Source organism: Chryseobacterium manosquense (assembly GCF_014623485.1).
In the GTDB taxonomy this organism is placed as follows: Bacteria; Bacteroidota; Bacteroidia; order Flavobacteriales; family Weeksellaceae; genus Kaistella; species Kaistella haifensis.
Window position 1 is genome coordinate 2,821,554 of record NZ_CP060203.1, and the last position, 25,372, is coordinate 2,846,925.

A 25,372-nucleotide genomic window follows, 5' to 3' on the forward strand; every position below is an offset into this window, starting at 1 on the left:
ATGGCGTCAACTCTCAACCATGAACTCTCAACTTGGCTCTTGAATCTTGGCTCTTGAATCTTGTTTCTCCCGAAATACCACCCCGACCCTTCGTCTCCGACAAAGGCCCACCCCTCCGGAGGAGAGGAATATCCCATTGTTCTCAGGGGGGTAGGATAATGATGGAACGTTCATTTTTCTTTCCTCTTTTTTCTTTCCTCTTTCTTCACGCGAAAAAACCACCCCGACCCTTCGTCGGGATGACATTCGCTTGATAAAGGAATCAACTTGTTCACAAGTTCACAGGTTCACGCGTTCACAAAATTTCTCTCGCGAACTTTGCGGATCAAATTCCAACGGACATCAACTATCAACTCTCAACCATCAACCATCAACGCTCTAAAATCTATCATCTATCCGTCTATCATCTTGAATCTAGAATCTCATTCCCAATTGGTTATTTCTCCCTATTTTTACCCGATCAATGAAAATCCTGCAGCGATACTTTCCGGTTTTCCTTTTGATATACCATCTTGCTTTCTCGTGGGTGGGATATCGCTATATCCTGCTGAATAATGGGGATGCGCAACGGTATTGGTTAAGGGGAGCAGGTTTAGGGGAATCTTCATGGAGTGATTTCCTAAAGCCCGGTACCGAGGTGGTGATGTTGCTGACCTTTCCTTTGGTCAATATTCTGCATCTTCCGTTCTGGAGCGGATTCCTGATTTTTAGTCTGATCAGCTTTGTCGGAATCATTCTGCTTTATCAAATATTGAAAAAAATCGCCGGAACCCATGAAGGTTTGCAAGGATTGGCAATGGTGTTGGTGTTGCTGCCTAATCTTCATTTTTGGACTTCCTTAATCGGGAAAGAGGCTTTGCTCATCGTTCCGTTGGTCGTATTTGCGCGGGAGGTGTACCGAAAAAAGTATTTCAGTACCACACTTTTGATGTCACTTTTAGCTATTGGGCTGATTCGTCCACACATCGCGTTGCTGATGCTTTTGAGTTATGGACTAAGTCTGTTGTTGACCGAGCATTTCAGTAAAAAAAGAAAGTGGCAGATTGCTGGCGGATGCGGAGCGGGGATCGTGGTTTTTGGCTTTTTGTTGACCCAGATTCAGGATTTCAGTGGAGGAGTGGAGCGGATTATCCAAAAATATGAAGCTCATATCAGGGTATTCCGCCACACTGATGCCTATGTTCCGCTGGATCAGTACCCCTTGCCCCTGAAATTATTTACCTTTTATTTCAGGCCTCTGCCCTTCGAAAAGTCGGGGTTGTGGTATGCGGTGATTGGGTTGGAAAATCTGATGTTGCTCCTGCTGTCGGCAGCGGCGATGTATATCTTCGTCCGCTCTTTTCAAACGCTTCGCCGAAGAATGTTGGTGGTTTTCCCGATCGTACTGATGCTCTTTTTAGGAATTGTATTTGGATTTGCCTACGCCAATTACGGAATCCTTATGAGAACCAAAATCATGGTGGCTCCTTTTCTTTATTTGATGATCATGGAAGTGTTCGCTTTTCATTTTCGCAGGAAAGATTCACCTTAAAATTTCTTAGCTCCCCCGATATCATCAAAGTATGATCTTTTCTTTCCGCTATAGCCGCTGCAGGTTTGTTTTAAAACTTCTTATCTTTGCGCGGTAACATCGAATCATCAATCCCACCTCAACCCTTCTTCTCTTTGAAAAAACTCATCCGCATTACGACCATTCCATTATCGCTCGATAAGCTGTTGGGCGCACAGCTGACTTTTATGAATCAACATTTTGAGGTAACGGCGATCGCTGCCGATGCTGAAGAACTCAATCGCGTTGCCCTCAAGTATGGCGTAAAGCATCATCATGTGGAGATGACGCGTGCGATTACTCCCTTGCAGGATCTCCAGGCGGTATATCAGTTGTATCGGTATCTGAGGAAGGTGAAGCCGGAAATGGTGCATTCGCATACTCCTAAAGCAGGATTGGTAGGCATGATGGCGGCCTATTTCGCAGGAGTGCCGGTGAGGATGCATACCGTAGCGGGTTTGCCACTTCTGGAAGCTGGGGGTTTCAAAAGAAAAATCTTGAATTTCGTGGAAAAACTGACGTATGCTTTTGCTACCAACGTCTATCCCAATTCTTATGGACTGAAAGATATTATCCTTCAAGAGCGGTTTTGCGCACCCCGGAAGTTGAAAGTTTTGGCCAACGGCAGCAGCAATGGCATCAATACTGAAATTTTTAGTCCGGCTACTGTTGATATCGCCCAGCGGGAGGAGCTTCGCAAGGAACTTGGTATTGCCCCGGGGGATTTTGTTTTTCTTTTTGTAGGAAGACTGGTGGGTGATAAAGGGATCAATGAATTGGTGAGGGCTTTTAAAAATTTGATGGATGAAGCTAATGCGGATTCAGAATTTCATGTTGCCAAAGAAAGCCTAAAACTCCTGTTGGTAGGTCCTTTGGAACAAGAGCTCGATCCATTGGATGCCGAAACCCTTGTTGCGATTGAAGGTCATTCCCAAATAATTTCAGTAGGTTTTCAGCAGGAGGTCCGTCCTTATTTTGCCATCAGCGATGCACTGGTTTTTCCGAGTTACCGAGAAGGTTTTCCGAACGTGGTGCTGCAGGCCGGCGCAATGGAACTGCCTTCCATTGTCTCGGATATCAACGGATGCAATGAAATAATTGCTCCGCTAAAAAATGGAATGATCGTGCCGGTAAAGGATGCTGCTGCGCTTCAGTCGGCGATGAAAGAACTGATCTGCAATCCTCCTCTGTACGCGGCCATGAAACAATCTGCCCGTCCACACATTGAAAAACATTACCGACAGGAAGTGGTGTGGGATGCGCTGCTGAAGGAGTACAGGAGGGTTACGGAGTAGTGGGGCAGGTGAGTGGTAGGGGGGAAAACTAAGGATCCCATACCACCCCGTCATCCGCTGCCGCGGCTGACACCCCTCCGTGGGAGGGGAATATGCGGTTCTTCTTTTGGAAGGGTAGGTTTTAATAAGTCAGCAACTGGCATTTTTCCACATTGTAATTTTATTCCTTCCGGTTTTGATAACAGAGACTTAGCCATTGTTCAACAGTACCACCTTATCCCATCCCTTATTAAACACCGGTACATTCCCCTCCCCCGGAGGGGTGTCGTGTGCTTTGCACACGGACGGGGTGGTTATTCCCGCCCAAAACTTAGGTAAAACTGCCGGAAATTGCAAAACCCTTTTCTTGAAGTTAAATTTTTAAGCAGATCCTCCGAAAATCAAATTCATTTTCCCCAACACTAAAGGGTGTAAATTTAATTTTCTCTACTCCCTTTGATAAAATTTCCATCAGTCTCCCTTTAGGGGTAGGGGTAAAAGACTGCTGGAAATTTTTGTGTTCCTCCTTCCAAATAAGGTCTTTAAGGCAGTAACATCGAAAAGTCAAATTCATTTCCCCGGCCCTTACTTCGGCAGGCTCAGCATAAAAAAGGGTGTGAATTTGATTTTCTGCGCTTTCGTTCATAAAATTTCCAGCAGACTCCCTTTAGGGGTAGGGGTAAAAGACTGCTGGAAATTTAGGTACCCTAATTTCATACTTACAGTGAGGTAAACACTGGCAGGATTATGATGAAGCACTATTTAAAAACGGTAAGCACTTCCTCCACCGTCACCTTTCCAAAGTAATCAGTTAAATCAATGTTTTCGAGCACTCTACGCAGCTCCTCTTCTTCATGTTTAAGCCCCACCAACCGAGCTTCGAGTTCCTCGATGGGTTTCGCGGCGAAGAAATCGCCGAAAATCTTGGCTTTTTCGATCGTGCCTTTTACCACGTCGAGATGCACTTCAATAAATCCTGCCGGCACTTTGATGGCTTTCCGGAAATTATATTGCGGCGAAAATCCGAAAGTCCAGTCCCAGGTCTCGTATTTTTCTGCCATCAAATTTTCGATTCCTGTAATATCTTCAGGGGTGAGTTCATAGCGTTGCGCACCCGGATTGTTGCGGATGATTTCGTCGGTCAGCAGGTTTTTAAGTTGCTCCGTGGTCGTGCCTTGCGGCAGGTAGTGGATGAGGTTGGTCACCCGTGACCGGTTGGATTTCGTGGCTTTGTCGATAAATTTTAGGGGATTGGCTTTGAGGGCATCTCCCAACACCTCCATTTCTGAGTTGAGCAAGATGGTGCCGTGCTGAATCATCTTCCCGTTTTTGGCAAGTTTCGCATTGCCACTGAACTTTTTTCCATCAACCAACAAATCATTGCGCCCTTCCAGCACTGCCGGAACGCCGAGGTGGTTCAGCAAGGCAAGTACCGGTTGGGTAAACTGCGAGAAATCGCCAAAATCGTGATCCGCCAACAGGGTATGAAAAGAGAAGTTGAGGTTGCCTAGGTCGTGGTACACCGCACCGCCACCCGACATTCGTCTGACCACCTTAATCCCTTTTTCCTGCACATAATCCAGGTTGATTTCAGCCAGGGTATTCTGAAATTTCCCTACAATAATCGAGGGCGCATTCACATACAGCAGGAAAATATCCTCCGTCGGAAAACGACCGAGCAGATACTCTTCGGAAGCAATATTGAAATACGCGTTGTCAGAAGGCGAGTCGATGATAAGCATGGGAGATGTTTTTGCAAAAATAGGGAAAAATGTTGGGTGATATAAGAGGAGGATGGAAGAGCGGTGATGGGTAATAACAGAGAATGTAGCTGTTTCTCGTTAACAGAGCCTATTGAATTATGTGCGCCATAAAAAAAGGGTTAAAACACGGTAGCTAAAATTAATTAAATTGCATATATTTGCATGTTAACTAAGTATCACGATTAAAAGAACTTACATGATGAAAAAAAACTAATACTTAGATTATTGACATTTTTCAGTCTTGGTTGTATTCAGAATGTCGGGGATTACACTAACCCATCTGCACTTTGTTTAATGATAATAAGCCTATACAATTTGATGGTTCCATAAAAATATATAGCGTGAGATGATGGAGTTTTAACAAATGAGTGGAAACTTATCGAGGCTCCATCTACATATTCATTTTCGACGGGAATCTCTCAATCTATAAAAATTGGAACGCTACCTGCATCCGGAGCTTACTTATTTCAATTTGCTGTCACGTCAGCACTGCTATCGGTTTCAAATAGGAGGAAATTGGTAATTTCAGCAGATGGTAGTAAAATATGTCAGAGACCCCTTATGAATGTACTACGGCAATGTTCGTTGTTGAAAATCGGCTTGAAATTGCTTATAAACCAAGGACTATACTTGCGACTGATGAAGGAATAAAAGACAAGATTACTGTGTACAGAAATGCCAGAGATATCGTGGTGAAGTCGAAATATTCAAGAATTGATGGGGGAGCGGTGTTTGATGTTTCGGGCAGAATGATCATTAAGGTGAAAGGAAGTTCAGGCGAATTGCAAATCGATTCGACATCATACATTTCAGGTATCTGCATCCTGAAAATAAATGTGATAAAAAACCGTGACGACAACAATAATAAACAGAAGTAAATGCTGTATTTTGTAAAAATTGAAATTAATTATTTTTCAACTTATTTTTATAAAACAAATTATTATCTTTGTAAAAATTGTTAAATAAGTGAGAAAATATATCTACAACCTCATAATCTTTATTTGTTCGGGTGTCAATGCGCAGGCGCAACAAAGTATTTTTTGATGATTCTGCAGAAATTTTTGAGCGGAAAGATAATACAGATCATTAGGCAGATATGCCGGAAAAGAATCCAGGGATTGCTTTAGAAAATAATATTGCGGAAGACCCCGTACCCATCGATGACTACCTACCAGTATTGCTGATTGCTGCTGTGGGAACGATTGTACATGCTGGTTGGCGCAAAAGAAAACAGACTACTTAAATATTTATTAAAAACTCGAAAGCTGTTTCGTTTTTTTTTTTTTTATTTGGCTTAATGAAATTCAAATCTGTGTACAAAAATGTAATTAAACCCGTTATCGATGTGGCAATCGCCTCGGTAGCACTCCTTCTCCTAAGTCCTGTGATGCTGGTAATTGCGCTGATGCTTGCGGCGAACAACCGAGGAACTCCTTTTTTTGTACAAAACCGTCCCGGAAAAAATGGGAAAATCTTTAGCATCATCAAGTTTAAAACGATGAACAACAAAAAAGATGCTCAAGGTTTACTGCTTCCGGATTACCGTAGATTAACATTCATGGGAAAAATCGTAAGAAAAACTTCCCTTGATGAACTTCCCCAACTGATCAATGTGGTAAAAGGTGACATGAGCCTTGTCGGTCCGCGCCCTTTGCTTCCAGAATATTTACCGCTTTACAATTCCGAACAGAAAAAAAGACACGATGTGAAACCCGGGATTACCGGATGGGCACAGGTGAATGGTCGAAATGCATTATCTTGGGACGAGAAATTTGCTTATGATATAGAATATGTTAACCACTTATCTGCAGCGTTGGATGCAAAGATTGTTTTAATTACCTTGAAAAAAGTAGTCGCAAGACACGGGGTGAATGCTAATAATTATGTAACCATGGAAGCTTTTAAAGGAAATACCTTATGATATTGTATGGAGCGAGAGGCCATGCAAAAGTGGTGTATGATTTAATTTTGTCCAATAACCATTTATTGGAATATTTGGTTGATGATCAACCGCATGATAAGTTTCCGCACCGGTTGAATATTTACAAACCGACTCGGGAATTGATCGAACATAAAAAAGTAATTATTGCGATTGGGGATAACCATATTCGCGAAAAAATATATCATCAGATTAAAGATTGGTGCGAGTTTGAAACCATCCATCATACCAGCGCTTTCGTGTCTCGTTTTTCGGAGGTAGGAGAAGGTACGGTGATTATGCCGCAAGTTTGCATCAATGCAGATGTGAAAATAGGCCACCATTGCATTATCAATACCGCCTCTACCATCGAACACGATTGTGTGATTGAAGATTTTGTACATATATCTCCCAAGGCTTCCCTTGCGGGGAATATTACAGTGAAGAAAGGAGCCCATATCGGTTTGGGCGCCAATATTATTCAGGGGGTAACGGTGGGTGAAAATGCATTGATAGGAGCAGGAACAGTAGTTTTGAAAGATGTGCCGGCCAATGCAGTAGTGGTGGGAAACCCTGCAAAAATCATTAAAATGAGGGAAATTAATCATGGAGAATAAAAAAATATGGCTTTCTTCTCCCCACATGGGCGGAGGAGAGATGAAATATATACAACAGGCCTTTGATGAGAATTGGATTGCGCCATTGGGTCCGAATGTCAATGGTTTTGAGCATGATCTGGAATCCTTTTTGGATGAGGAAGTGTATGTAGCGGTACTGAGTTCGGGAACGGCTGCCATTCATTTGTCCCTGGTTTTGCTGGATGTGAAGCCCGGTGATTTTGTAATTTGCCAGTCGCTCACCTTTTCTGCATCAGCGAATCCCATCGTCTATATGGGAGCTACTCCTATTTTTGTAGATAGTGAAAAAGATACCTGGAATCTTTGTCCGAAAGCGGTAGAAGAAGCCATCCTATATGGAATTGCACAAGGGAAAAAACCTAAGGCGATTATTGCAGTTTCTCTTTATGGAATGCCTTATCAAGTTGATGAAATCAATGCTCTTTCGAAGCGGTACGACATCCCGGTGATTGAGGATAGTGCCGAAGCTTTGGGAAGTACTTATAAAAATAGAAAATGTGGAACTTTCGGTGATCTTTGCGTATTAAGTTTCAATGGAAATAAAATTATCACCACTTCCGGTGGCGGCGCCTTGATTTTGAAAGATCCTGCATTTAAGAAAAAGGCCGTTTTCCTTTCAACGCAGGCCAAAGACGATGCTCCACACTACGAACATACCAATATCGGCTACAACTACCGCATGAGTAATATCTGCGCAGGAGTAGGAAGAGGGCAGATGGAAGTATTGGCAGATCGGGTTGCCCAAAGGAGAGCCAATCACGAACGTTATAAACTTTTATTTGCCAACCAACCTCATTTTAGCCTTCATCAGGAGCCGAGTTCTGATTATTTTTCCAACCACTGGCTGAGTATTGTTACGGTAAGTGAAAACAGCCGCATCAGTGCCGATGAGATTCGAAAAATGGCGCAAAAACAAAATATCGAAACGCGTCCGATTTGGAAACCGATGCATCTTCAGCCAATTTTTAATGATACCCTCTACTTCGGTGGTCATTATGCAGAACAGTGCTTCAAAACAGGACTTTGCCTTCCTTCCGGTTCAAACTTGACCGATCAAGACTTCGAAAAAATAGAACAATTGTTTTCCAAGATCTTCACATTGTCTTAAAATTATTGATTCACACGGTAATATTTTGTATTATTGCGCAATGAAACACAATATTGGATTTTCCGATCAAATTCACTTCTCTTATGTTAACAACTAAAATTAACTTATGAGTTTTCGCAAAAACCTGAAAAAAAAAATATATAGCGGAGATAATTTTATTAACCTTTCAGAGGTGCGTTATTTGCCTCGGTGGGTTATTTTAGTTATTGATATTTTCCTTGTTGCGGTCTCTATTTCCTTTTCATGTTATCTCATTGAAAAACTGAGTCACAGTACTCAATTTGTTTTTTATAATGCGTTGCACATGTACCTGATGATTCTTGGCGTAAGTATTGGGTTTATGTTCATTTATCGTACCTATTCCGGGATTATCCGGCATTCCACTTTTATCGATTTATTCAAATTATTTTTGGCTACTTTCAGTACCACGATTTTCGTGGGAATCGTTAGTTATAGCTTTAAACTAATGACCGGCCAGCGGATGATTCAAATGTCGATTCCGTTTTTAGCTGTATTTTTTGCCACTTCTTTTATTCTGCTTTTTCTTTTCCGTTTGTTTGTGAAGGAATTTTTTCATCTGATCAGAGAATTTCGGCGCAGTACTTTAAGAAAAAGGATTTTGGTTTTTGGTATTGATGAGCAGGCGGTTGCAGTAGCTCGTGCAGTACTCGATAATCCTCATTTGCCTTATCATATCGTAGGATTTCTCACGCAAAGGCACGATATTAAAAGAGCACATTTGTTGGGAAAACCCATCTATAGTGTAGAAAAAATTCGAAACAATACGAAGGATGATCTTTTGCTTGATGGTATTTTGCTGGTGAAAGAAATGATGACCAAAGAGGAAATGAACAATTGGGTGAATTTGTTTCTTGAAAAAGATTTGCAGGTTTTCACTTCACCCGCCGTACAGGAACTTCAAAATGTCGATTTGCAAGGATCCATCAAAACTTTGCAGATTGAAGATTTGCTCAACCGAAAACCGATTACCATCGTCAACGAAGATTTGAAAATACGTCATTTTGAAAAATCCGTTCTCATTACCGGAGGCGCAGGTTCTATCGGAAGTGAAATCGTAAGGCAAGTGGCCACTTTGAATCCTTCACTCATCGTTGTTTTGGATCAGGCGGAAACTCCACTTTATGAAATTGAGATGGAGATGACCAACAAATTTCCGGACATCAATTTTAAATTCGTTCTCGCCGATATTTCCAATAGGCACCGAATAGAACCGCTATTCCAGCAATATAACTTTTCGATGGTTTACCATGCTGCAGCATACAAACACGTGCCGTTGATCGAGGAAAATCCTCATGAAGGGGTATTGGTGAATATCCTCGGAACAAAGAATCTAGCGACTCTTTCCAGCCAATATGGGGTGAACCGTTTTGTGATGGTATCTACCGATAAAGCGGTGAAACCTACCAATGTAATGGGGGCAACAAAACGAGCGGCAGAACTTTTTGTACAAGCTTTGCAGAACACCGAAAACAACAAGACCAAATTCATCACTACCCGTTTTGGGAATGTATTGGGTTCCAATGGTTCGGTGATTCCTCACTTTAAAAAACAGATTGAAAATGGCGGTCCCGTGACCATCACCCATCCCGAAATCATGCGGTATTTCATGACGATCCCCGAAGCTTGTGATTTGGTTCTCCAAGCCGGAACGATGGGAAAGGGAGGTGAAATTTTTGTGTTCGATATGGGGGAACCGGTGAAGATTTTGGATCTGGCGAAAAGAATGATCAAGCTTTCCGGATTTGAGCCCAACTTGGACATTAAAATTATTTATACCGGATTAAGACCCGGAGAAAAACTCTATGAGGAATTGCTGAGTGATGACGCTAAAACCCTCGCCACCCACAATGAAAAGATTTTAATATCGAAAGATCCAAATATGGAATTCGAAGATATTGAGAAATACACCAATCAAATTATTAAAGCTGCTTTAAGAAGGGAGAAAATACAGGTGGTGCAAATTTTGAAAGAGATTGTTCCCGAATTCAAGAGTAATAATTCAATATACGAAGTTTTGGATAAGTAATTAAGAATTGTATATTTGCAAACCTTGACATTTTTTAAACGATCCTCATGAATAAAAACACAATTGTCCTTCTTTTTTTCCTCATACTTACCCTTACTTCTTGTAAAACCAAGGATAAAGTAAGCGAGTTGAATTACATGCAGAATGTAGAGCAAATCGCTACAGAAGCCTCTGTGAATAGTGCGGCATCCGCATCTACTTTGCAGGTTGGCGATCAGCTTGTTATTTTGGTATCGGGCAGGGATTTGGATGTGGTGAAACCATTCAACCAAAATTATTCATCCGGGGAATTAATTCAACAATCTCAGGTTCCCGGCAATGTGAGCAACCAAGGTGCAGTTACTTTTTCCGGTCCTACTTATATTATAGATTCAGAAGGTTATATCGATTTTCCTTTCTTAGGAAAAATAGATACCAAGGGTAAAACTATCGAAGCCTTAAGAGACGAACTGCATTCCAAAATCAAAAGATATGTGATTGACCCTACGGTGAATGTGCGTTTGGCCAATTTTAAAGTGACTGTACTGGGGGAAGTGAACCGCCAAGGCGAATATATTGTACCTAATGGAAAAGCTACCATCCTGAATGCATTGGGGATGGCAGGAGATTTAACGATGTACGGCAAAAGAGATGATGTATTATTGGTGAGAAATATCGACGGCAACATCACCAAAGAGCGGATTAACCTTTTGGATGCAAATTTTATCAATTCCCCTTATTTTCATTTAAAACAAGGAGATGTAATTTATGTTTCCTCTAATAAAACCCGCGAAAAAACCGCAAAACTCGATCCTAACTCAGGGCTATATATTGGGATCGCCTCTATTGTCGTAACCATCTTAGCCTTAGTTTTCAAGAAATAATTTGTTGTAAAAAAATGGAGAACAATGTCACTGCTTCTGAGCAGGCTCAAAGTGTACAAGAAATTCATATAAACGAAATCATAAGGCCTTATGCAAGAAAATGGCCTTGGTTTATTATCGGGGCGCTCATTGCTTTAGTCCTGGCTTATTTTTATTTAAAAACCACCACCCCGGTTTATAAAGTACAGTCTACCGTTTTAATCAAAGATTCCAAAGCCAGCGGCTCTGCTGCAGGAGAAATGGGCGTGCTTAAAGATTTGTCCGGACTGGGAGGAATGGGGACCAATAGCGTAGATAATGAGATTGAGATTTTCAAATCTAAGAAACTCATGCGCAATGTAGTAGCTTCCAAAGGGTTACAAACCAATATTGTTTCCGATGAAGGCCTTTCCGAAAGAGAACTCTATGGCGATACTTCGCCGATTATCGTAAGAATCATCAATGAAAAGAAAAATGCTTCGTTTCCGGAAGAACCGGTAGCCATCCAAATCAAAGGAGGAGGCTTTGTACTTTCTTCTCCCGAATGGAGTAAAAATATCGAGGCTGATTTTAACAAAATGGTGAGTTTGCCTTTTGCCAATATCATGATCAGCAAAAATCCTCAGTTTGATCCGGTGAAAGCAAAAGAATTGGGGGAGCTTTCGTTGCACTTTGCCTCATTGGAAAGCAGGGTCAACCAACTACAGAAGGAAACAGAAGTGAATTTGGTCAACAAAGACGCTACCGTGATCGGCTTGGGAATCAACTATCCGCAAATCGATAAGGCCAAAGACCTGCTCGATAATCTCGTGTTGGCCTATAATATGGACGCAATTGACGACAAAAAGTTTGAGTCTAAAAAAACACTAGAATTTATTGAAGACCGTATCGCGAAGGTAGCGGAAGAATTGGGCCAGGTAGAGAATCAAAAAGAAAGCTTTAAATCCGCCAATAAAATTGCAGATATTGAAACGGAGGCGAAGATCAACTTAGAAAGTTCTGCAGCTGCGAGGGCCAAACAAATAGAAACCGAAGCACAATTGGAGCTCACTAATGCCCTGATTGGCTATGTAGGTAAATCCGGCACTTATCAGGCTTTGCCCTCCAATGTGGGATTGGCGAGTCCGGATGCTACTGCGAATATGGGAACTTATAATGCGCTGGTTTTAGAACGCAACCGTTTGCTCGAATCCGCTACTCCGCAACACCCTGCCGTGGTGGAAGTCACCAAACAGATCAATAACCTGAAAGGGTCCATCATGCAAAGCCTTCAGAAAAACAGAACGGGGCTGGAGTTGGCGAGAAATCAGTACCAATCGGAGCAAAACCAAGTCGTAGGAAAAATTTCTAAAATCCCTGCACTGGAGAAAATGTTCAGAGGCATTGAAAGACAGCAACAAATTAAAGAAAATCTCTATCTCCTCCTTTTGCAAAAAAGAGAAGAAACCGCTATTTCTTTGGCGATTACCGCTCCTAAAGCCCGTATCGTGGATTTGGCTTACGCATCAGAAAAACCAGTGGCTCCTAAGAAAATGATTATTTATTTGGCTGCCTTAGCAATTGGTTTGTTGTTGCCTTTTATCCTTATTTATTTAACGGAATTATTCAACAATAAAGTAAAATCCAGAACAGATCTTGAAAAACTGTCCCATGCTCCGGTCATTGCCGAGTTGCCTACTGTAGAGAAAGGGCAGGATGAATTGGTGAAAGTGAATGACCTGTCTCCAATGGCAGAGGCATTCAGGATTCTGATCACGAATATGAATTTCATGCTGCCTAAGAAAAAAGAAGGCAAAGTGGTTTTCGTTACTTCTACGGTAAAAGGCGAAGGAAAAACGTTTACTTCGGTCAATTTAGCCCTCACCTTGGCTACGCCTAAAACCAAAGTGGTGATTATTGGGTCAGATATTCGAAATCCTCAACTTCAACGCTATAATACCGCAAGAAAAGGGTTGCGCGGGTTGACTGAATTTTTATATGATGAAACCACCGAGTTAAAAGAAATTATTCATGTGACTTCTTTCAACCCTTATTGCGACGTGATTTATTCGGGAAGTATCCCTCCGAATCCTACTGAATTACTCAGCAATGGCAGATATGAAGAACTGATTGCTCAATTAAAACCGCAATACGATTATATTATTTTAGATACCGCACCATTGATGCTGGTAACCGATACTTTTTTGTTCGCGGACATGGCAGATGCTACGATTTATGTGACCCGTTCCGGATACACAGAGAAAGAACTCATCGCCTTTGCCAATAAAAATATTGACCAGAAGAAGATCAAAAATGTTGGATTTGTGCTCAATGATGTGGCGAAAGACTATTTCGGCTATGGAAATAAATATGGGTATGGGTATGGAGCGAAAGAGAAAGGTTTTTTTGAGCGATTAAAAGAAAGATTCTAATGGAAAATTTGAAAATAGTAATACTTTCTGGTGGTGTTGGCAGCCGTCTTTGGCCACTGTCCAGAAAAAGTCGACCGAAACAATACTTGGATATATTTAATGGTGAATCGCTATTTGGCTTAGCTTTGCAGAGAAATATTGAACTCAGTAAAGATTTTATCATAGTTGGGAATCAGGATAACCATCAGTTGAGTAAAAGTGAATTAGAAAAAAGTTCTGTTTCATATCAGGAAATTATAGAAGCCGTTCCTAGAAATACAACTGCTGCGATTGCTTTTGCTGCATTTGCTGCATCTGAGGAAGATATATTGTTGGTGACACCATCAGATCATATAATAGAAAATGTTTACGCATACCACAATTCTGTGAAAGAAGCGGTCGCTTTAGCAGAAGAGGGATACATTGTTACTTTTGGTATAAAACCTACCAAACCGGAAACGGGATACGGATATATTGAGGCTAATGGAGAAGATGTTTTATCTTTCAGAGAAAAACCTAATAAAAATACAGCTTTATCTTTTCTAAGTGCCGGTAATTTTTTATGGAACAGTGGTATGTTTTGCTTTAAAGCTTCTGTTTTGCTTCAGGAGTTAAGAAATTTCGAACCGAAAATCTACGAAACAGCCTTATTAGCTTGGAACAATGCTAATGACGGAAGATTAAATAAAGAAGATATGATGGCTATTTCTTCTAAAAGTATAGATTATGCGGTGATGGAGCGTAGTAGCAAAATGAAAGTAGTAAAAGGAGATTTTGGATGGTCAGATTTAGGCTCCTTTGAAGCCTTATACGATTATTTTAAAAGAAATGGAAATATTCCGGACGAAAATGGGAATATGCTCATTGGTAGTAATAAATTCATAAAATTTTTGGGACTTAATGATACAATCTTAATAGAGTCTCAAGATGCACTTTTAGTACTGAATAAAGAAAATGCCCAAGATGTGAAGAAGGTTTATGAAGATTTGGCAAGGGAAGATTCAGAACTGATTAGATAGCAGAAATAACTAACACTAATAAATATAAACTGTAAATATGGAACATGACATCAGACCTTGGGGTGAATATTGGGTACTTGAAAATGCAGCAACCCACAAGGTAAAAAGAATTCAGGTTAATCCAGGTGGAAGATTATCCTTGCAATACCATCATAAGAGAGCGGAAGTTTGGACGATCGTATCAGGAATTGGCACCATTACCATTGATGATGAAATTAAAGATTATGTTGCAGGAGAAGTAGCTCAAATTCCTCAAGGAGCGCACCACCGTATAGAAAATAAAACCTCAGAACCTATGGTCTTTATTGAGGTGCAGTATGGGAGTTATTTTGGAGAGGATGATATTGTGAGGATTGAGGATGATTATAACAGGAAATAATGTGAAAAATTTTATAAAAAGGATTTTTAATAATAGTTCATTTAAATCTTTTGTTAATAATTTTATTCATTTAGTTCTGATCACTGGGATTAATTTGCTTTTACAATATATCACTTCTCCATATTTAGTTTGTATATTGAGAATTGAGCATTTTGGATTAATATATTTTGGAACTTCTAATAGGATCTAATTTTTCAAAAATTGTGATTTTTGGTTTGAGAAGCATAAGATATAAGAATGGTAAAGAGAATATGGAAGTGGTATAGTAGTAATAAGAAAATTGTAAAATGCAAGATAGAAGAAAATTGACATTTAATAGTTTAATATTAACATTGAGAATGTTTGTGTCAATGTTAATAGCTCTATATACATCTAGAGTGATTTTACAAAATTTAGGCCAAATTGATTATGGTGTATATAATGTAGTAGCTGGGGTTATTGGTTTGTTTTCTTTTATTCAAACAGCTTTAGTAGGTGCCACGTCCAGGTTCCTTGCTTTTGAACTAGGAATAGGCAATGAAAGAAATACTTTTACTAAAATTTTAAATTCGTCTTTAACAATACATATCATTACAAGTTTATTACTTTTATTACTTGCAGAAACGATAGGTATATATTTTATAAATTATGTAATACAAGTGCCTCAAGATAAAATATATTTAACGAACATAATATATCAGTTTTCAGTTATTAATACAATAATAATTTTTTTATCATTACCATTTGAATCTGTATTAGTGGCCTATGAAAAGATGAATGTATATGCTTTATTCAGTGTTTTAGAATCAGTAATTAAATTAGTAGTAGCATTGTTAATTGGTATATTTGATAAAAACAGAATGTTTTATTACGCATTGCTTTTACTCGTTGCAACTTTTTTTCTGAAATCTTCACTAACCGCATATGTTTGCAAAAAATTAGAAAATTATAAATTTAAATTTATTCGGGAAAAGGAATTCTTAAGTCCTCTGCTCAATTTTTTTTCTTGGGATTTATATGGGAATTTTTCAATAGTGATGCAATCACAAGGTGTTAATATACTCCAAAATGTTTTTTTTGGTCCTATCGCAAATGCGTCTATAGCATTAGCATCGCAAGTTCAAGCTGCTTTAGGAGCCTTTTCTAATAATATCCTATATGCGATAAAACCACAGATTATAAAATCTTTTGCTAGAAATGATTTAGAAGAGCTTAATAAGTTGATTAATCTGGGTACTAAATTTTCATTTATAGTATCTTTTTTAATATCATTTCCAATTTTCTTTAAAATGGATGCTATTGTTAACTTATGGTTGGTAAATCCTCCTAAATATGTAGTTTCATACGCAAAAATTGCTATTTTAATTAATCTGTTTGGAAGTTTAGTAGTAACCATAAATCATGCAATACATGCTACAGGAAAGATTAAGGCAATTAGCTTCATAACGGGTACAATTTATTTATTAATTCTGCCATTGTCATACATAGCATATCTAAATGGCTATCCTTCTGTAAACAGTTATTATATAACATTAACTATAAGTATTATTGTAATCTTTATAAATCAGAGCATTCTTAAATTACTGATACCTTATTTTAATATTAAGGAATTTATTTGCAATTTAATAAAAATAACTGTTATTTTAATAATTTCATTTCCTGTTGGAGAGTATATGAATAGAATAAATTTCGCTAATAATATTTTTTTTAATATACTAATTTTCTCTTTTTTAACCTTTTTGGTTAATTTAATATTAATTTATCTTATTGTTTTAAATAAATCTGAAAAAAAATATTTAGTAAAATTGATTAATAAAAAAAATGGCATATAAAAATTTAATTTCAATTATAATACCTGTATATAATGCGGAACTATATCTAAAGGAATGTATTAGCAGTATTTTATCGCAAACTTATGAAAATATTGAGATTATTCTTGTAAATGATGGTTCTACCGATAATTCTTTGGATATATGTTATGATTTTCAAAAAAATGATAATCGTGTAAAGATTTTTAGTAAAAAGAATCAAGGTGTAAGTGAAACGAGAAATTATGGAATTAATAACGCAAAAGGAGACTATATCACATTTATAGATTCTGACGATACTATTGATAGCAACTATATTCAGGATTTTGTAGAATTTTTAGTAGAAGATATTGATATTATTATTCAAGGGTATAAACATATTTACTTGAACAAGAAGTATACTCAACAAATGAAGTTTCCACAAAACCAAGACACACTGGATAGTTTAAGTAACTATGAGCTTATTTTGTATGCAGATAAGAATGATATTTTGAAATGCCCTTACTCTAAATTATACTGTAGAAAAATTATTGCGGATAATAACCTGAAATTTGATGATAAAATTTCTTATGGGGAGGATCATATATTTGTGTTAAATTTTTTACTTTATTGTAACAACATAAAAACTATTACACAAAATTGCGGCTACAACCATTATCACCGAGATAACGATTCTCTTTCTTCAAAGAATATTGATTTTTCGCTGTTTGAGTATTATAATGATAAAGTTAAATATTATAGAACGGAATTAAATAAAAAATTTAATATGACTCAATCCTCATTGTTTGCGAACTTTATCGATGAGTATTATGCAATTTATAAAACAATAAATATTATTAATTTATTTGTTAAAAAAAATTCCTATTCTGCTGAGTTCAAAAATCAAAAAGTCAATACTTATTTAGAAACAACCAAATTTAGTGATTTGAAATACATTTACTATAAGATAAATTATATAATATTTAAAAATATCAGAATAAAGGCATTGAGGAAAACTTTTATTAATGGTATAAATTTTCTTGCAAATTTTTAAAATAAATAATGACTTATAAATTAAAACTTTTTTTAGTACATCTTAGGTTATATTTTTATAATTCTTTTGTTGCACGTATTCCTTTCAATGGCATAAGAATGTTTTTTGTTAGAAGATATATGTTGGTGGGTGAAAATTCTTTTGTTTCTATGAATGTAAAACTATTAAATATAAAGCCTAAGAAAAGTCAAGTTCAAATTGGTAAAAATTCAATTATCAATCCTGGAGTGCTCTTAGACGGCAGAGAAGGTAAAGTAATTATTGGAAATAATGTAGATATTGCAAGAGATACCTATATATTTACAGCTCAGCATGATCAACATTCTGATTACCATGAAATAAAATCAGGAAATGTTATTATTGAAGATTATGCATGGATTACTGCAAGGTGCACAATACTTCCTGGAGTTACAATAGCCAGAGGTACAGTAGTAGCTACAGGTTCTGTTGTAACTAAAAATACGGAAGAAATGTCTATAGTAGGTGGGATTCCTGCCAAAAAAATTGGTGTCCGGCGTTCCAAACTATTATATACAATAGATTATCATCCCTATTTTTATAATTAATTAGATAAAAATGATTTATATAATTGATAGATTTGTAAATAATCAATTACATGTGCTTGCAAATGCAAATACAATTAAATTGCTGGAAATTATATTTCCAGAAGAACAAAAAAAATTCATTGCAGAAAAGAATCATTCAAACTATGTTTCTGAAATTTTAGAAACAGTAAATGGTAGTGTCTCATATGAGCCTTATGAAAATAATGAGTATGGAAATGGTACTATAGCGAGTAGTAAGCGAGTTTTTAATAGATTAAAAAATGATTTTGTTTTTTTTAAAATACTTTTTGAAAACATTGCTAAAAATAATTACAGAGATTGGGTTTTTATAACTCATATTTACCCAGCTTCTTTGCCTGTTCTTAAGATATTGAAATTATTATATCCGAAAATTAAGGTAATAATCACCATTCATGGTGAGGTAGAATATATTTATTATCCTAAGAGTAAATTTAATAAATTAATAGGAAGCCTTTATTCGTTATCTTTTAAAATAAAAAATAAGAATCTTAAATATCTTTTTCTTACAAAAGTTTCAAAGGAAATACTCGTAAGTGACAAAATATTAAATGAAAATGAAATACTTGCGATAGAACTTCCAACATTTTCAGATTATCAACTTAATGAAAATATGAAAGAATTAGTAAATCCTTTGAAAATAGGTCATATTGGGAGTTCTGGAAAAAGAAAGAATATTAATATATTTTATCAATTAGCACGAAATTTACATCAAGATATTGAAAATGGAAAATTAAATTTATATATTGTTGGAAGTTTAGAAAATGATATTAAAGAAGATATAAATCCTTTAATTATAGATTTTGTGGAAAGTAAAACCGGTACTTCATTGCCAAGAGAATTATACAATGAAAAAAGTCAAGATCTAGATTTTAGTATTGTTTTTTATGGCCCGAATGATTTTATACTTAGAAGTGGAGCAGCATTTTTTGATACAATAGCATTTGAAAAACCTATTATTGCACTAGAAAATAGATTCTTTAAATCAGTATCTGAAGTGTCTGGTCCAATTGGGTATCTTTGTACTAACATAGAAGAAATGGAAAATTTAATTCATGATATTGCTTCCAGTCCACAAAAATATTCTGATAATTATCTTCTTTTTAAAAAGAATATGAAATTATATAAAGAAAGTTTGAAATCGGAAAAAATAGCTGAAGATTTAAAATTTCAAATTGGTTCTTTTTTTAATTTATAATATTTTTATATACTTAAAGTTTTAATTTGGAAACCTATTATTATTTTTTCTTTTTTGCAATTTTTTTTGCAATTTTTTTTCAGACTATTTCTAAAAAAATAGCGGTCATTATTATGATTGTTATGTTATCATTATTTGCCGGAACGAGGGTGGCTGTTGATAATGACTATCTTCTTTATAAAGAATTTTTTCAATTTGTTAATGGAGATTTTGAATATTTTAAAAAAAATTTCAATAATTTAGAATTATCAATTTTTATAATTCCTAATTTTCTTAGGATATATTTTATTAGCCCAACTGATATTATTAATGGTAGTTTTCTATTATTTGCCATAATAGCGGTTTCTTTAAAGCTATATAGCATAAAAAAATATTCTAATTTTTTTTTACTTAGCTTTATTTTTTATTTGTCAAGTCTTTTTTTTATGCATGAAATGACAACTATAAGAGCTGGTGTTGCAGCTGGTATATTGTTATTATCAATACAAGATTTTGAAAGAAAAAATACATTTTCATTTTCTATAAAAATGTCTATATCATTACTTTTTCATTATTCAAGTGTTCTAGTAATAATATGCTATATTTTCATGCTAAAGGTAAAAAAAATAAAATACTATTATTATGGTCTTGTTATATCTTTTGTGATAGCAATTACGAAGATAAATGTTTTGACATTGCTCTTTTTGGATAGATTATTTCCTAAAGTGAAAATTTATTTGGAGTTACAAGAAAAAATTAATGAGAACAAGGTGAATATATTTAATTTTAAGATACTGTTCTCTCTTTTTATACTTTTGCTTTTTTCTTTCCAATATAAAAAATTATGTAAAATAAAGTATTTTGATGTTTTATATAAATTACATATTTTATCTATACTTATATTTTTTGCATTAAGTCCAACTGCAATTGTTTTTTCAATAAGATCTTTTGAACTTATATCTATTGTCCAAGTTTTATTGGCCCCAATGATTCTTTATTTATTCAGTCCAAAATTCAAGTATATTGGTGTTGGCATTGTTTTAGTTTTCTCTGCAATTCAATTATATTATATAATCTCTGTTCAAGATATTTTTAGACCCTATCAATCATGGTTTTTTTAGATAAAATATTATTTATTATAGTTACTTATAAAATTAAGTACTATGAAGCGCATTCATATATTTCGTTAAAAGAAAGTTTTCTTAGTTCGAATTCTAAATATGATGAGAAACTAAATATATTTATTGTTGATAATACAGATATCGATGGATGGGATCTTAGTAGTTATCTTGAGCAAGATGAAAATGTAAAAGTGGTTTATAATAAACTTAATAATCCGGGGTTATCTTATGCTTATAATAGAGGTGCAGAATTTGCTAAGAGTAATGGTTTTTCTTGGATAGTTCTTTTAGACCAAGATACTGAGCTACCATTAAATTTTTATGTAGAATATAGAAAAGCTACAGAAAATGATAATAATACATTAATAAAAGTACCAATTACTTTAATTAATAAAGAAAGAATTTTATCTCCTGTAAAGTATATTTTTTTTAAATCTTATTTATACGAAAATTTAGATGCTGGTATCATGGAACTTAAAAAAAATTCTTTTATTAATACAGGAATGTTAATTAATACAGATTTTTTTATAAGAACAGGTGGTTATAATGAAAAAATTAAGTTAGATTTTACTGATCATGATTTTATTTATAAATGTAAAAAAACAATAAATAATTTTGAAGTCATGGATGTTAAGCTTATTCAAGATTTTTCTTCTGAAACCAATAATCAAGATCAAGCAAAAAAAAGGTATAAGTTTTATTTAAGAGATTTAAAAGAATTTAAAAAGAATAAAGATAATAGATTTTTACTATTTTTAAATGCAGATTTTTTTAGATTAGTTAAGCTAACCATCCAATATAAAACAATTGATTTTATAAAAATACGATTTAGTTTATGATAAGTGTTTGTTTAACTACATATAATGGTAATCTTTTTTTAAAGGAACAGATTGATTCAATTTTATGTCAATTAAATAAGGACGATGAAATTATTATTTCTGATGACGGATCAATTGATAATACAATATATATAATTGAAAGTTATAATGATTGTAGGATAAAAATTTTTCATCATACTCCCATTAAAAATCAATATAGATTTGATTTAACAACACGTAATTTTGAAAATGCACTTTTTCAGGCTAAAGGAGATTATATTTTTTTTGCAGATCAAGATGATATTTGGAAAAGTAACAAGGTAGATGAATGTATGAAACTATTTTATGAAGGATATGATTTAATTTTACATGATTGTGATATTGTTGATGAGAAAAATGGCAAAATAGCAGATTCTTATTTTGAAATTAATAAATCTAAATCAGGAATTATTAAAAATATACTTAATAACTCTTATTTAGGATGCTGTATGGCAATAAATAGAAAGTATATTGACAAAGTTCTGCCATTCCCTAAAACACCGATTCCTCATGATATATGGATTGGTCTAGTGTATGAATATTATGGGAATATTATTTATAGCAAGAATAAATTAATTTCATATAGAAGACATGGAGCCAATGTTTCTCCATCTGGAGAGAAAAGCAATAATAATTTGATATTCAAAATGAAATATAGAATACTTTTTATATATTCTTTTTTAAACAGAATTATATGAAAAATAGATGTTTTTTTATAATATTGTTGTTTTTTTATAATATTTATTTTTCACAAGAAATAAATAAAAAATATGTGGAAAATCATTATACTAAAACAGAAAAATACAATAAAAACCAAGTAGATGGGAAGGTAATTATTGAATTTGAAAATACAATATATGCTTTGAATGATTTTTTAATGGGTAACCCAATAAATGCAAAATACTTTGGAGTAAAAGCAGATGGTGTTTCAGATGATACTAAATTTCTTCAGCTAGCTATAAATTTTTGTACACAAAATGGGTTAACATTATTTTTACCAACGGGAAGAATTATTACCACTAGCGAAATAGTTATAAAGTTAAATAAAAATGCAAGTACAAAATTTAGACTTGTTGGCAATGGTATATCAAATTCATTAATAATTAATAAAGGAGAGAATACCAAGATCGCTATAAATGTAATAGGTAATTATTATGATATGTTTTCTATGAAAGATCTTAGTATTGAAAGAGTTGACAATGGAAAACCAACGGGAGGAGTAGGAATAAAGTTAAATAAATTAGTATATGCAAATTTTGAGAATATTGATGTTTTTAGATTTAATATTGGATTAATATTAAATGATATTTCATCATCAAGTTTTAGAAAAGTTAATGCGAGATGGGGAACAATTGGAGCTATATTAACTTTGGAACCTAATGGTATGTCTAATCCCAATTTAATAGACTTTAATTCCTGTATATTCAACTCTAATCAAGAATGGGGTATAAAAATTAATAATGCGCATAATGTTAATTTTAGTAGTTGTCTTTTCGAAGATAATGCTAAAGGTGGACTTAGTTTATCATATAATAATTCTAATGGTGCTGTTTCAGTTAATGTAAGAGATTCTTATTTTGAGGGAAATAGTGGTTATGATATTTATTTGATATCTTATGGGCAAGGGAGTCATAATTTTTATGGCAATACATTCAATAGAGTTTCTAACAAGAAGTTTACTGAAAATAATATATATATTGAAATTGATTCTTCTATCCCGAATGTTTTTGAGAATTCTATTAATATGGTAGGAAATGGTTTTTTTACTGCCAATACTTATCAGCCTTCAGATAAAAGAAAAAATGTAAAAATTATTTCTCACAATAAAAAAGTTGATATTACTGATCATAATAGTTATAAAAATATAGTTGAAAAGTAAAATGAGAATATTAAATACTATAAAATACTTTGAGCCTAGCAAAGGAGGAATGGAATCTGTTGCTAAAAATTTATTAATAGGTATAAAACAACGACGAAAAAATTCTAAAATTACGGTTGCTTGTAATAATCACATGAAGGCTTCCAAAGATAGAGTAGAATACTATTTAGGAATTAAAATTTTAAGATATAGATCTTTTTTCTTAAAAAGTCAACCCATATCTTTATGTTTTAAAAGCTTAAATAATGAAATTAAAAATGCTGATATTGTGCATCATCACTATCCATTTCCTACAATGGAATTCGCTTTACTAAAAAATATTGACGCTCTTCGGAAGAAAAAATTTATAATAACATGGCATGCCAATATCCAAAATTCTCGTTGGTCATGGATTGAAAGATTTTATAATCCTCTTATAATAAAGCTATTAGAAGCAGCAGACGAAATTATAGTTACATCTCCACAATTATTAGAATATTCTAATATTTTACAAATTTTTAAAAATAAGATTGCTATTATTCCATTAAGCTTCGAACCCCATAATTTAACAATATTGCCAAAGGAATTAGATCAAGAAAGTATACCAAAATTATTATTTGTTGGCAAATTAAGAACTTACAAAGGTCTAATGTATTTATTAGAGGCAATTAATGGCTTAAATGTTAATTTAGATATAGTGGGGAATGGAGAGGAAGAAAATAATATAAGAGAATATATAAAAAATAATAATTTAAATAAAGTAGTACATTTATATACTAATGTAAATGATGAAGAATTAGTAAATTTTTATAAATCATCTGATATCTTTGTATTACCTTCAGTAAATGAGGCAGAGGCTTTTGGGGTTGTTCAATTAGAAGCTTTAAGTTATGGTTTACCAGTTATTAATACAAATTTAAAATCAGGAGTACCATTTGTTTCATTAAACAATATCACTGGTCTAACTGTTGATCCAGCTAATAAGAATCAACTAAGAAATGCTATACTTAAGTTAACCTCAGATAAAGACTTATATAATGAATTTTCTAAAAATGCAATAAAAAGATCAGAAAGTTTTACGAATGATAAAATGGTAGAAAGTTATTTAAATCTATATGAAAATTGATATCACCGGAGCAACAGGTTTTGTAGGTTCTAATCTTTCAAAATATTTGGAAGACAAAGGAAATGTTGTTGGAAAACTTTCTTTGAGAAAGTCTGATTGGATTTTAAATAAAAATGCGGATGTAATCATTCATCTCGCAGGAAAGGCCCATGATACAGCAAATACTTCTGCGGATGATGAATATTTCAAAGTCAACAGAGACTTAACGATCCGACTTTTTGAAGAATTTTTAAATTCTGAAATTAGAGATTTCATTTATTTCAGCAGCGTAAAGGCCACCGCAGATACGATTGAAGGGATTTTAGATGAGAATCATCCCTCTGATCCGAAAACCCCTTACGGAAAATCAAAATTAGAAGCCGAAAATTATTTGCTTGCTCAAGAATTACCTGAAAATAAAAGACTTTTTATCATACGACCATGTATGATTCACGGTCCGGGAAACAAGGGAAATCTAAACTTGCTTTACAAAGTGGTGGAAAAAGGAATTCCTTGGCCTTTAGCAGATTTTGATAACCAACGTTCTTTTTTAAGTATTGATAACCTCAATTTTTTGATAGAGCGGATTATTTCTGATCAAAATATGGCATCAGGAATTTATAATTTTTCAGATGATAAAGCTTTATCGACCAACGATTTGGTGAAAATTATTGCTAACACTTCTGGGAAAACGGAAAGGTTGTTGAAGATTCCTAAACATTTGATTTCGTTCATAGCAAAAACGGGTGATTATTTGAAACTTCCCCTCAATTCAGAAAGACTTAAAAAACTCACCGAAAACTATATCGTTTCCAACCAAAAAATAAAAAAAGAATTGCATCTCGATTCGCTCCCAATGAGTGCTGAAGAAGGGATGAAAAAGACGATTGAATCGTTTATATTGGATAAAAAGTGATCATTCT

At 34.7% G+C, this 25,372-nt stretch carries 23 protein-coding genes; 21 read left to right on the forward strand and 2 right to left on the reverse strand.

Annotation, left to right across the window (positions count from 1 at the left end; genetic code table 11):
• Positions 1-463: 463 nt before the first annotated feature.
• Together H0S70_RS13415 and H0S70_RS13420 are read left to right on the forward strand one after the other, a co-directional pair.
• Entirely contained in the window at positions 464-1,531 is a 1,068-nt protein-coding gene (locus H0S70_RS13415; protein WP_188321149.1) for a hypothetical protein, read from the forward strand.
• Positions 1,532-1,665: 134 nt separating this feature from the next.
• Positions 1,666-2,844, forward strand: coding sequence for a glycosyltransferase family 4 protein (locus tag H0S70_RS13420; RefSeq protein ID WP_228453751.1), 1,179 nt, complete (start codon positions 1,666-1,668; stop codon positions 2,842-2,844).
• Between the two features lie 352 nt (positions 2,845-3,196).
• Here the strand turns inward: H0S70_RS13420 and H0S70_RS13425 are convergent, their stop codons facing one another.
• Both H0S70_RS13425 and H0S70_RS13430 read right to left on the reverse strand, forming a co-directional pair.
• The gene (locus H0S70_RS13425; RefSeq protein WP_188321150.1) at positions 3,197-3,469 is read right to left on the reverse strand and encodes a hypothetical protein; all 273 of its coding nucleotides are present in this window, start codon (positions 3,467-3,469) and stop codon (positions 3,197-3,199) included.
• A gap of 112 nt (positions 3,470-3,581) precedes the next feature.
• Positions 3,582-4,565 (reverse strand): lipoate--protein ligase, encoded by a 984-nt coding sequence (locus H0S70_RS13430; protein WP_188321151.1) that lies wholly within the window; start codon positions 4,563-4,565, stop codon positions 3,582-3,584.
• Between the two features lie 566 nt (positions 4,566-5,131).
• On the opposite strand from H0S70_RS13430, the gene H0S70_RS13435 reads away from it, so the two are divergent.
• The 19 genes from H0S70_RS13435 (at position 5,132) to H0S70_RS13525 (ending at position 25,365) form a co-directional block, all read left to right on the forward strand.
• Entirely contained in the window at positions 5,132-5,464 is a 333-nt protein-coding gene (locus H0S70_RS13435; RefSeq protein WP_188321152.1) for a hypothetical protein, read from the forward strand.
• A 434-nt stretch (positions 5,465-5,898) separates the two neighbouring features.
• Positions 5,899-6,507, forward strand: a complete 609-nt coding sequence (locus H0S70_RS13440; RefSeq protein WP_188322259.1) for a sugar transferase — start codon at positions 5,899-5,901, stop codon at positions 6,505-6,507.
• Positions 6,504-7,121 carry an acetyltransferase gene (locus tag H0S70_RS13445; RefSeq protein WP_188321153.1) on the forward strand — a complete coding sequence of 206 codons (618 nt, stop codon included), beginning with the start codon at positions 6,504-6,506 and terminating at the stop codon, positions 7,119-7,121. Before H0S70_RS13440 ends, H0S70_RS13445 begins: the two co-directional genes overlap by 4 nt.
• The gene (locus H0S70_RS13450) at positions 7,111-8,250 is read left to right on the forward strand and encodes a DegT/DnrJ/EryC1/StrS family aminotransferase (RefSeq protein ID WP_188321154.1); all 1,140 of its coding nucleotides are present in this window, start codon (positions 7,111-7,113) and stop codon (positions 8,248-8,250) included. The genes H0S70_RS13445 and H0S70_RS13450 overlap by 11 nt, the downstream gene beginning before the upstream one ends.
• A gap of 106 nt (positions 8,251-8,356) precedes the next feature.
• Positions 8,357-10,297 carry a polysaccharide biosynthesis protein gene (locus tag H0S70_RS13455; protein ID WP_188321155.1) on the forward strand — a complete coding sequence of 647 codons (1,941 nt, stop codon included), beginning with the start codon at positions 8,357-8,359 and terminating at the stop codon, positions 10,295-10,297.
• Between the two features lie 47 nt (positions 10,298-10,344).
• Entirely contained in the window at positions 10,345-11,160 is an 816-nt protein-coding gene (locus tag H0S70_RS13460; protein WP_188321156.1) for a polysaccharide biosynthesis/export family protein, read from the forward strand.
• 14 nt (positions 11,161-11,174) lie between these two features.
• Positions 11,175-13,550 (forward strand): GumC family protein, encoded by a 2,376-nt coding sequence (locus H0S70_RS13465; RefSeq protein WP_188321157.1) that lies wholly within the window; start codon positions 11,175-11,177, stop codon positions 13,548-13,550.
• Positions 13,550-14,548 carry a mannose-1-phosphate guanylyltransferase gene (locus H0S70_RS13470; RefSeq protein ID WP_188321158.1) on the forward strand — a complete coding sequence of 333 codons (999 nt, stop codon included), beginning with the start codon at positions 13,550-13,552 and terminating at the stop codon, positions 14,546-14,548. Before H0S70_RS13465 ends, H0S70_RS13470 begins: the two co-directional genes overlap by 1 nt.
• Positions 14,549-14,585: 37 nt before the next feature.
• The gene (locus H0S70_RS14545; protein WP_188321159.1) at positions 14,586-14,927 is read left to right on the forward strand and encodes a phosphomannose isomerase type II C-terminal cupin domain; all 342 of its coding nucleotides are present in this window, start codon (positions 14,586-14,588) and stop codon (positions 14,925-14,927) included.
• 287 nt (positions 14,928-15,214) lie between these two features.
• Complete coding sequence (locus H0S70_RS13480; protein WP_188321160.1) at positions 15,215-16,738, forward strand: MATE family efflux transporter; 1,524 nt, start codon at positions 15,215-15,217, stop codon at positions 16,736-16,738.
• Positions 16,728-17,747, forward strand: coding sequence for a glycosyltransferase family 2 protein (locus H0S70_RS13485; RefSeq protein ID WP_188321161.1), 1,020 nt, complete (start codon positions 16,728-16,730; stop codon positions 17,745-17,747). The genes H0S70_RS13480 and H0S70_RS13485 overlap by 11 nt, the downstream gene beginning before the upstream one ends.
• Positions 17,748-17,755: 8 nt before the next feature.
• A complete protein-coding gene (locus H0S70_RS13490; RefSeq protein WP_188321162.1) occupies positions 17,756-18,313 on the forward strand; it encodes an acyltransferase in 558 nt (185 codons plus the stop codon).
• A 10-nt stretch (positions 18,314-18,323) separates the two neighbouring features.
• The gene (locus H0S70_RS13495) at positions 18,324-19,529 is read left to right on the forward strand and encodes a glycosyltransferase (RefSeq protein ID WP_188321163.1); all 1,206 of its coding nucleotides are present in this window, start codon (positions 18,324-18,326) and stop codon (positions 19,527-19,529) included.
• Positions 19,530-19,555: 26 nt separating this feature from the next.
• On the forward strand, positions 19,556-20,629 hold the full coding sequence (locus H0S70_RS13500) for an EpsG family protein (RefSeq protein ID WP_188321164.1): 1,074 nt from the start codon (positions 19,556-19,558) through the stop codon (positions 20,627-20,629).
• Positions 20,617-21,468, forward strand: coding sequence for a glycosyltransferase (locus H0S70_RS13505; protein ID WP_188321165.1), 852 nt, complete (start codon positions 20,617-20,619; stop codon positions 21,466-21,468). Before H0S70_RS13500 ends, H0S70_RS13505 begins: the two co-directional genes overlap by 13 nt.
• Positions 21,465-22,184: a glycosyltransferase gene (locus H0S70_RS13510; RefSeq protein ID WP_188321166.1), complete on the forward strand. Its 720-nt coding sequence runs from the start codon at positions 21,465-21,467 to the stop codon at positions 22,182-22,184. The genes H0S70_RS13505 and H0S70_RS13510 overlap by 4 nt, the downstream gene beginning before the upstream one ends.
• A gap of 74 nt (positions 22,185-22,258) precedes the next feature.
• Complete coding sequence (locus H0S70_RS13515) at positions 22,259-23,365, forward strand: glycosyl hydrolase family 28-related protein (protein WP_188321167.1); 1,107 nt, start codon at positions 22,259-22,261, stop codon at positions 23,363-23,365.
• A 1-nt stretch (position 23,366) separates the two neighbouring features.
• The gene (locus H0S70_RS13520) at positions 23,367-24,470 is read left to right on the forward strand and encodes a glycosyltransferase (protein ID WP_188321168.1); all 1,104 of its coding nucleotides are present in this window, start codon (positions 23,367-23,369) and stop codon (positions 24,468-24,470) included.
• Positions 24,460-25,365 carry an NAD-dependent epimerase/dehydratase family protein gene (locus H0S70_RS13525; protein WP_188321169.1) on the forward strand — a complete coding sequence of 302 codons (906 nt, stop codon included), beginning with the start codon at positions 24,460-24,462 and terminating at the stop codon, positions 25,363-25,365. Before H0S70_RS13520 ends, H0S70_RS13525 begins: the two co-directional genes overlap by 11 nt.
• The last annotated feature ends 7 nt before the right edge of the window (positions 25,366-25,372 follow it).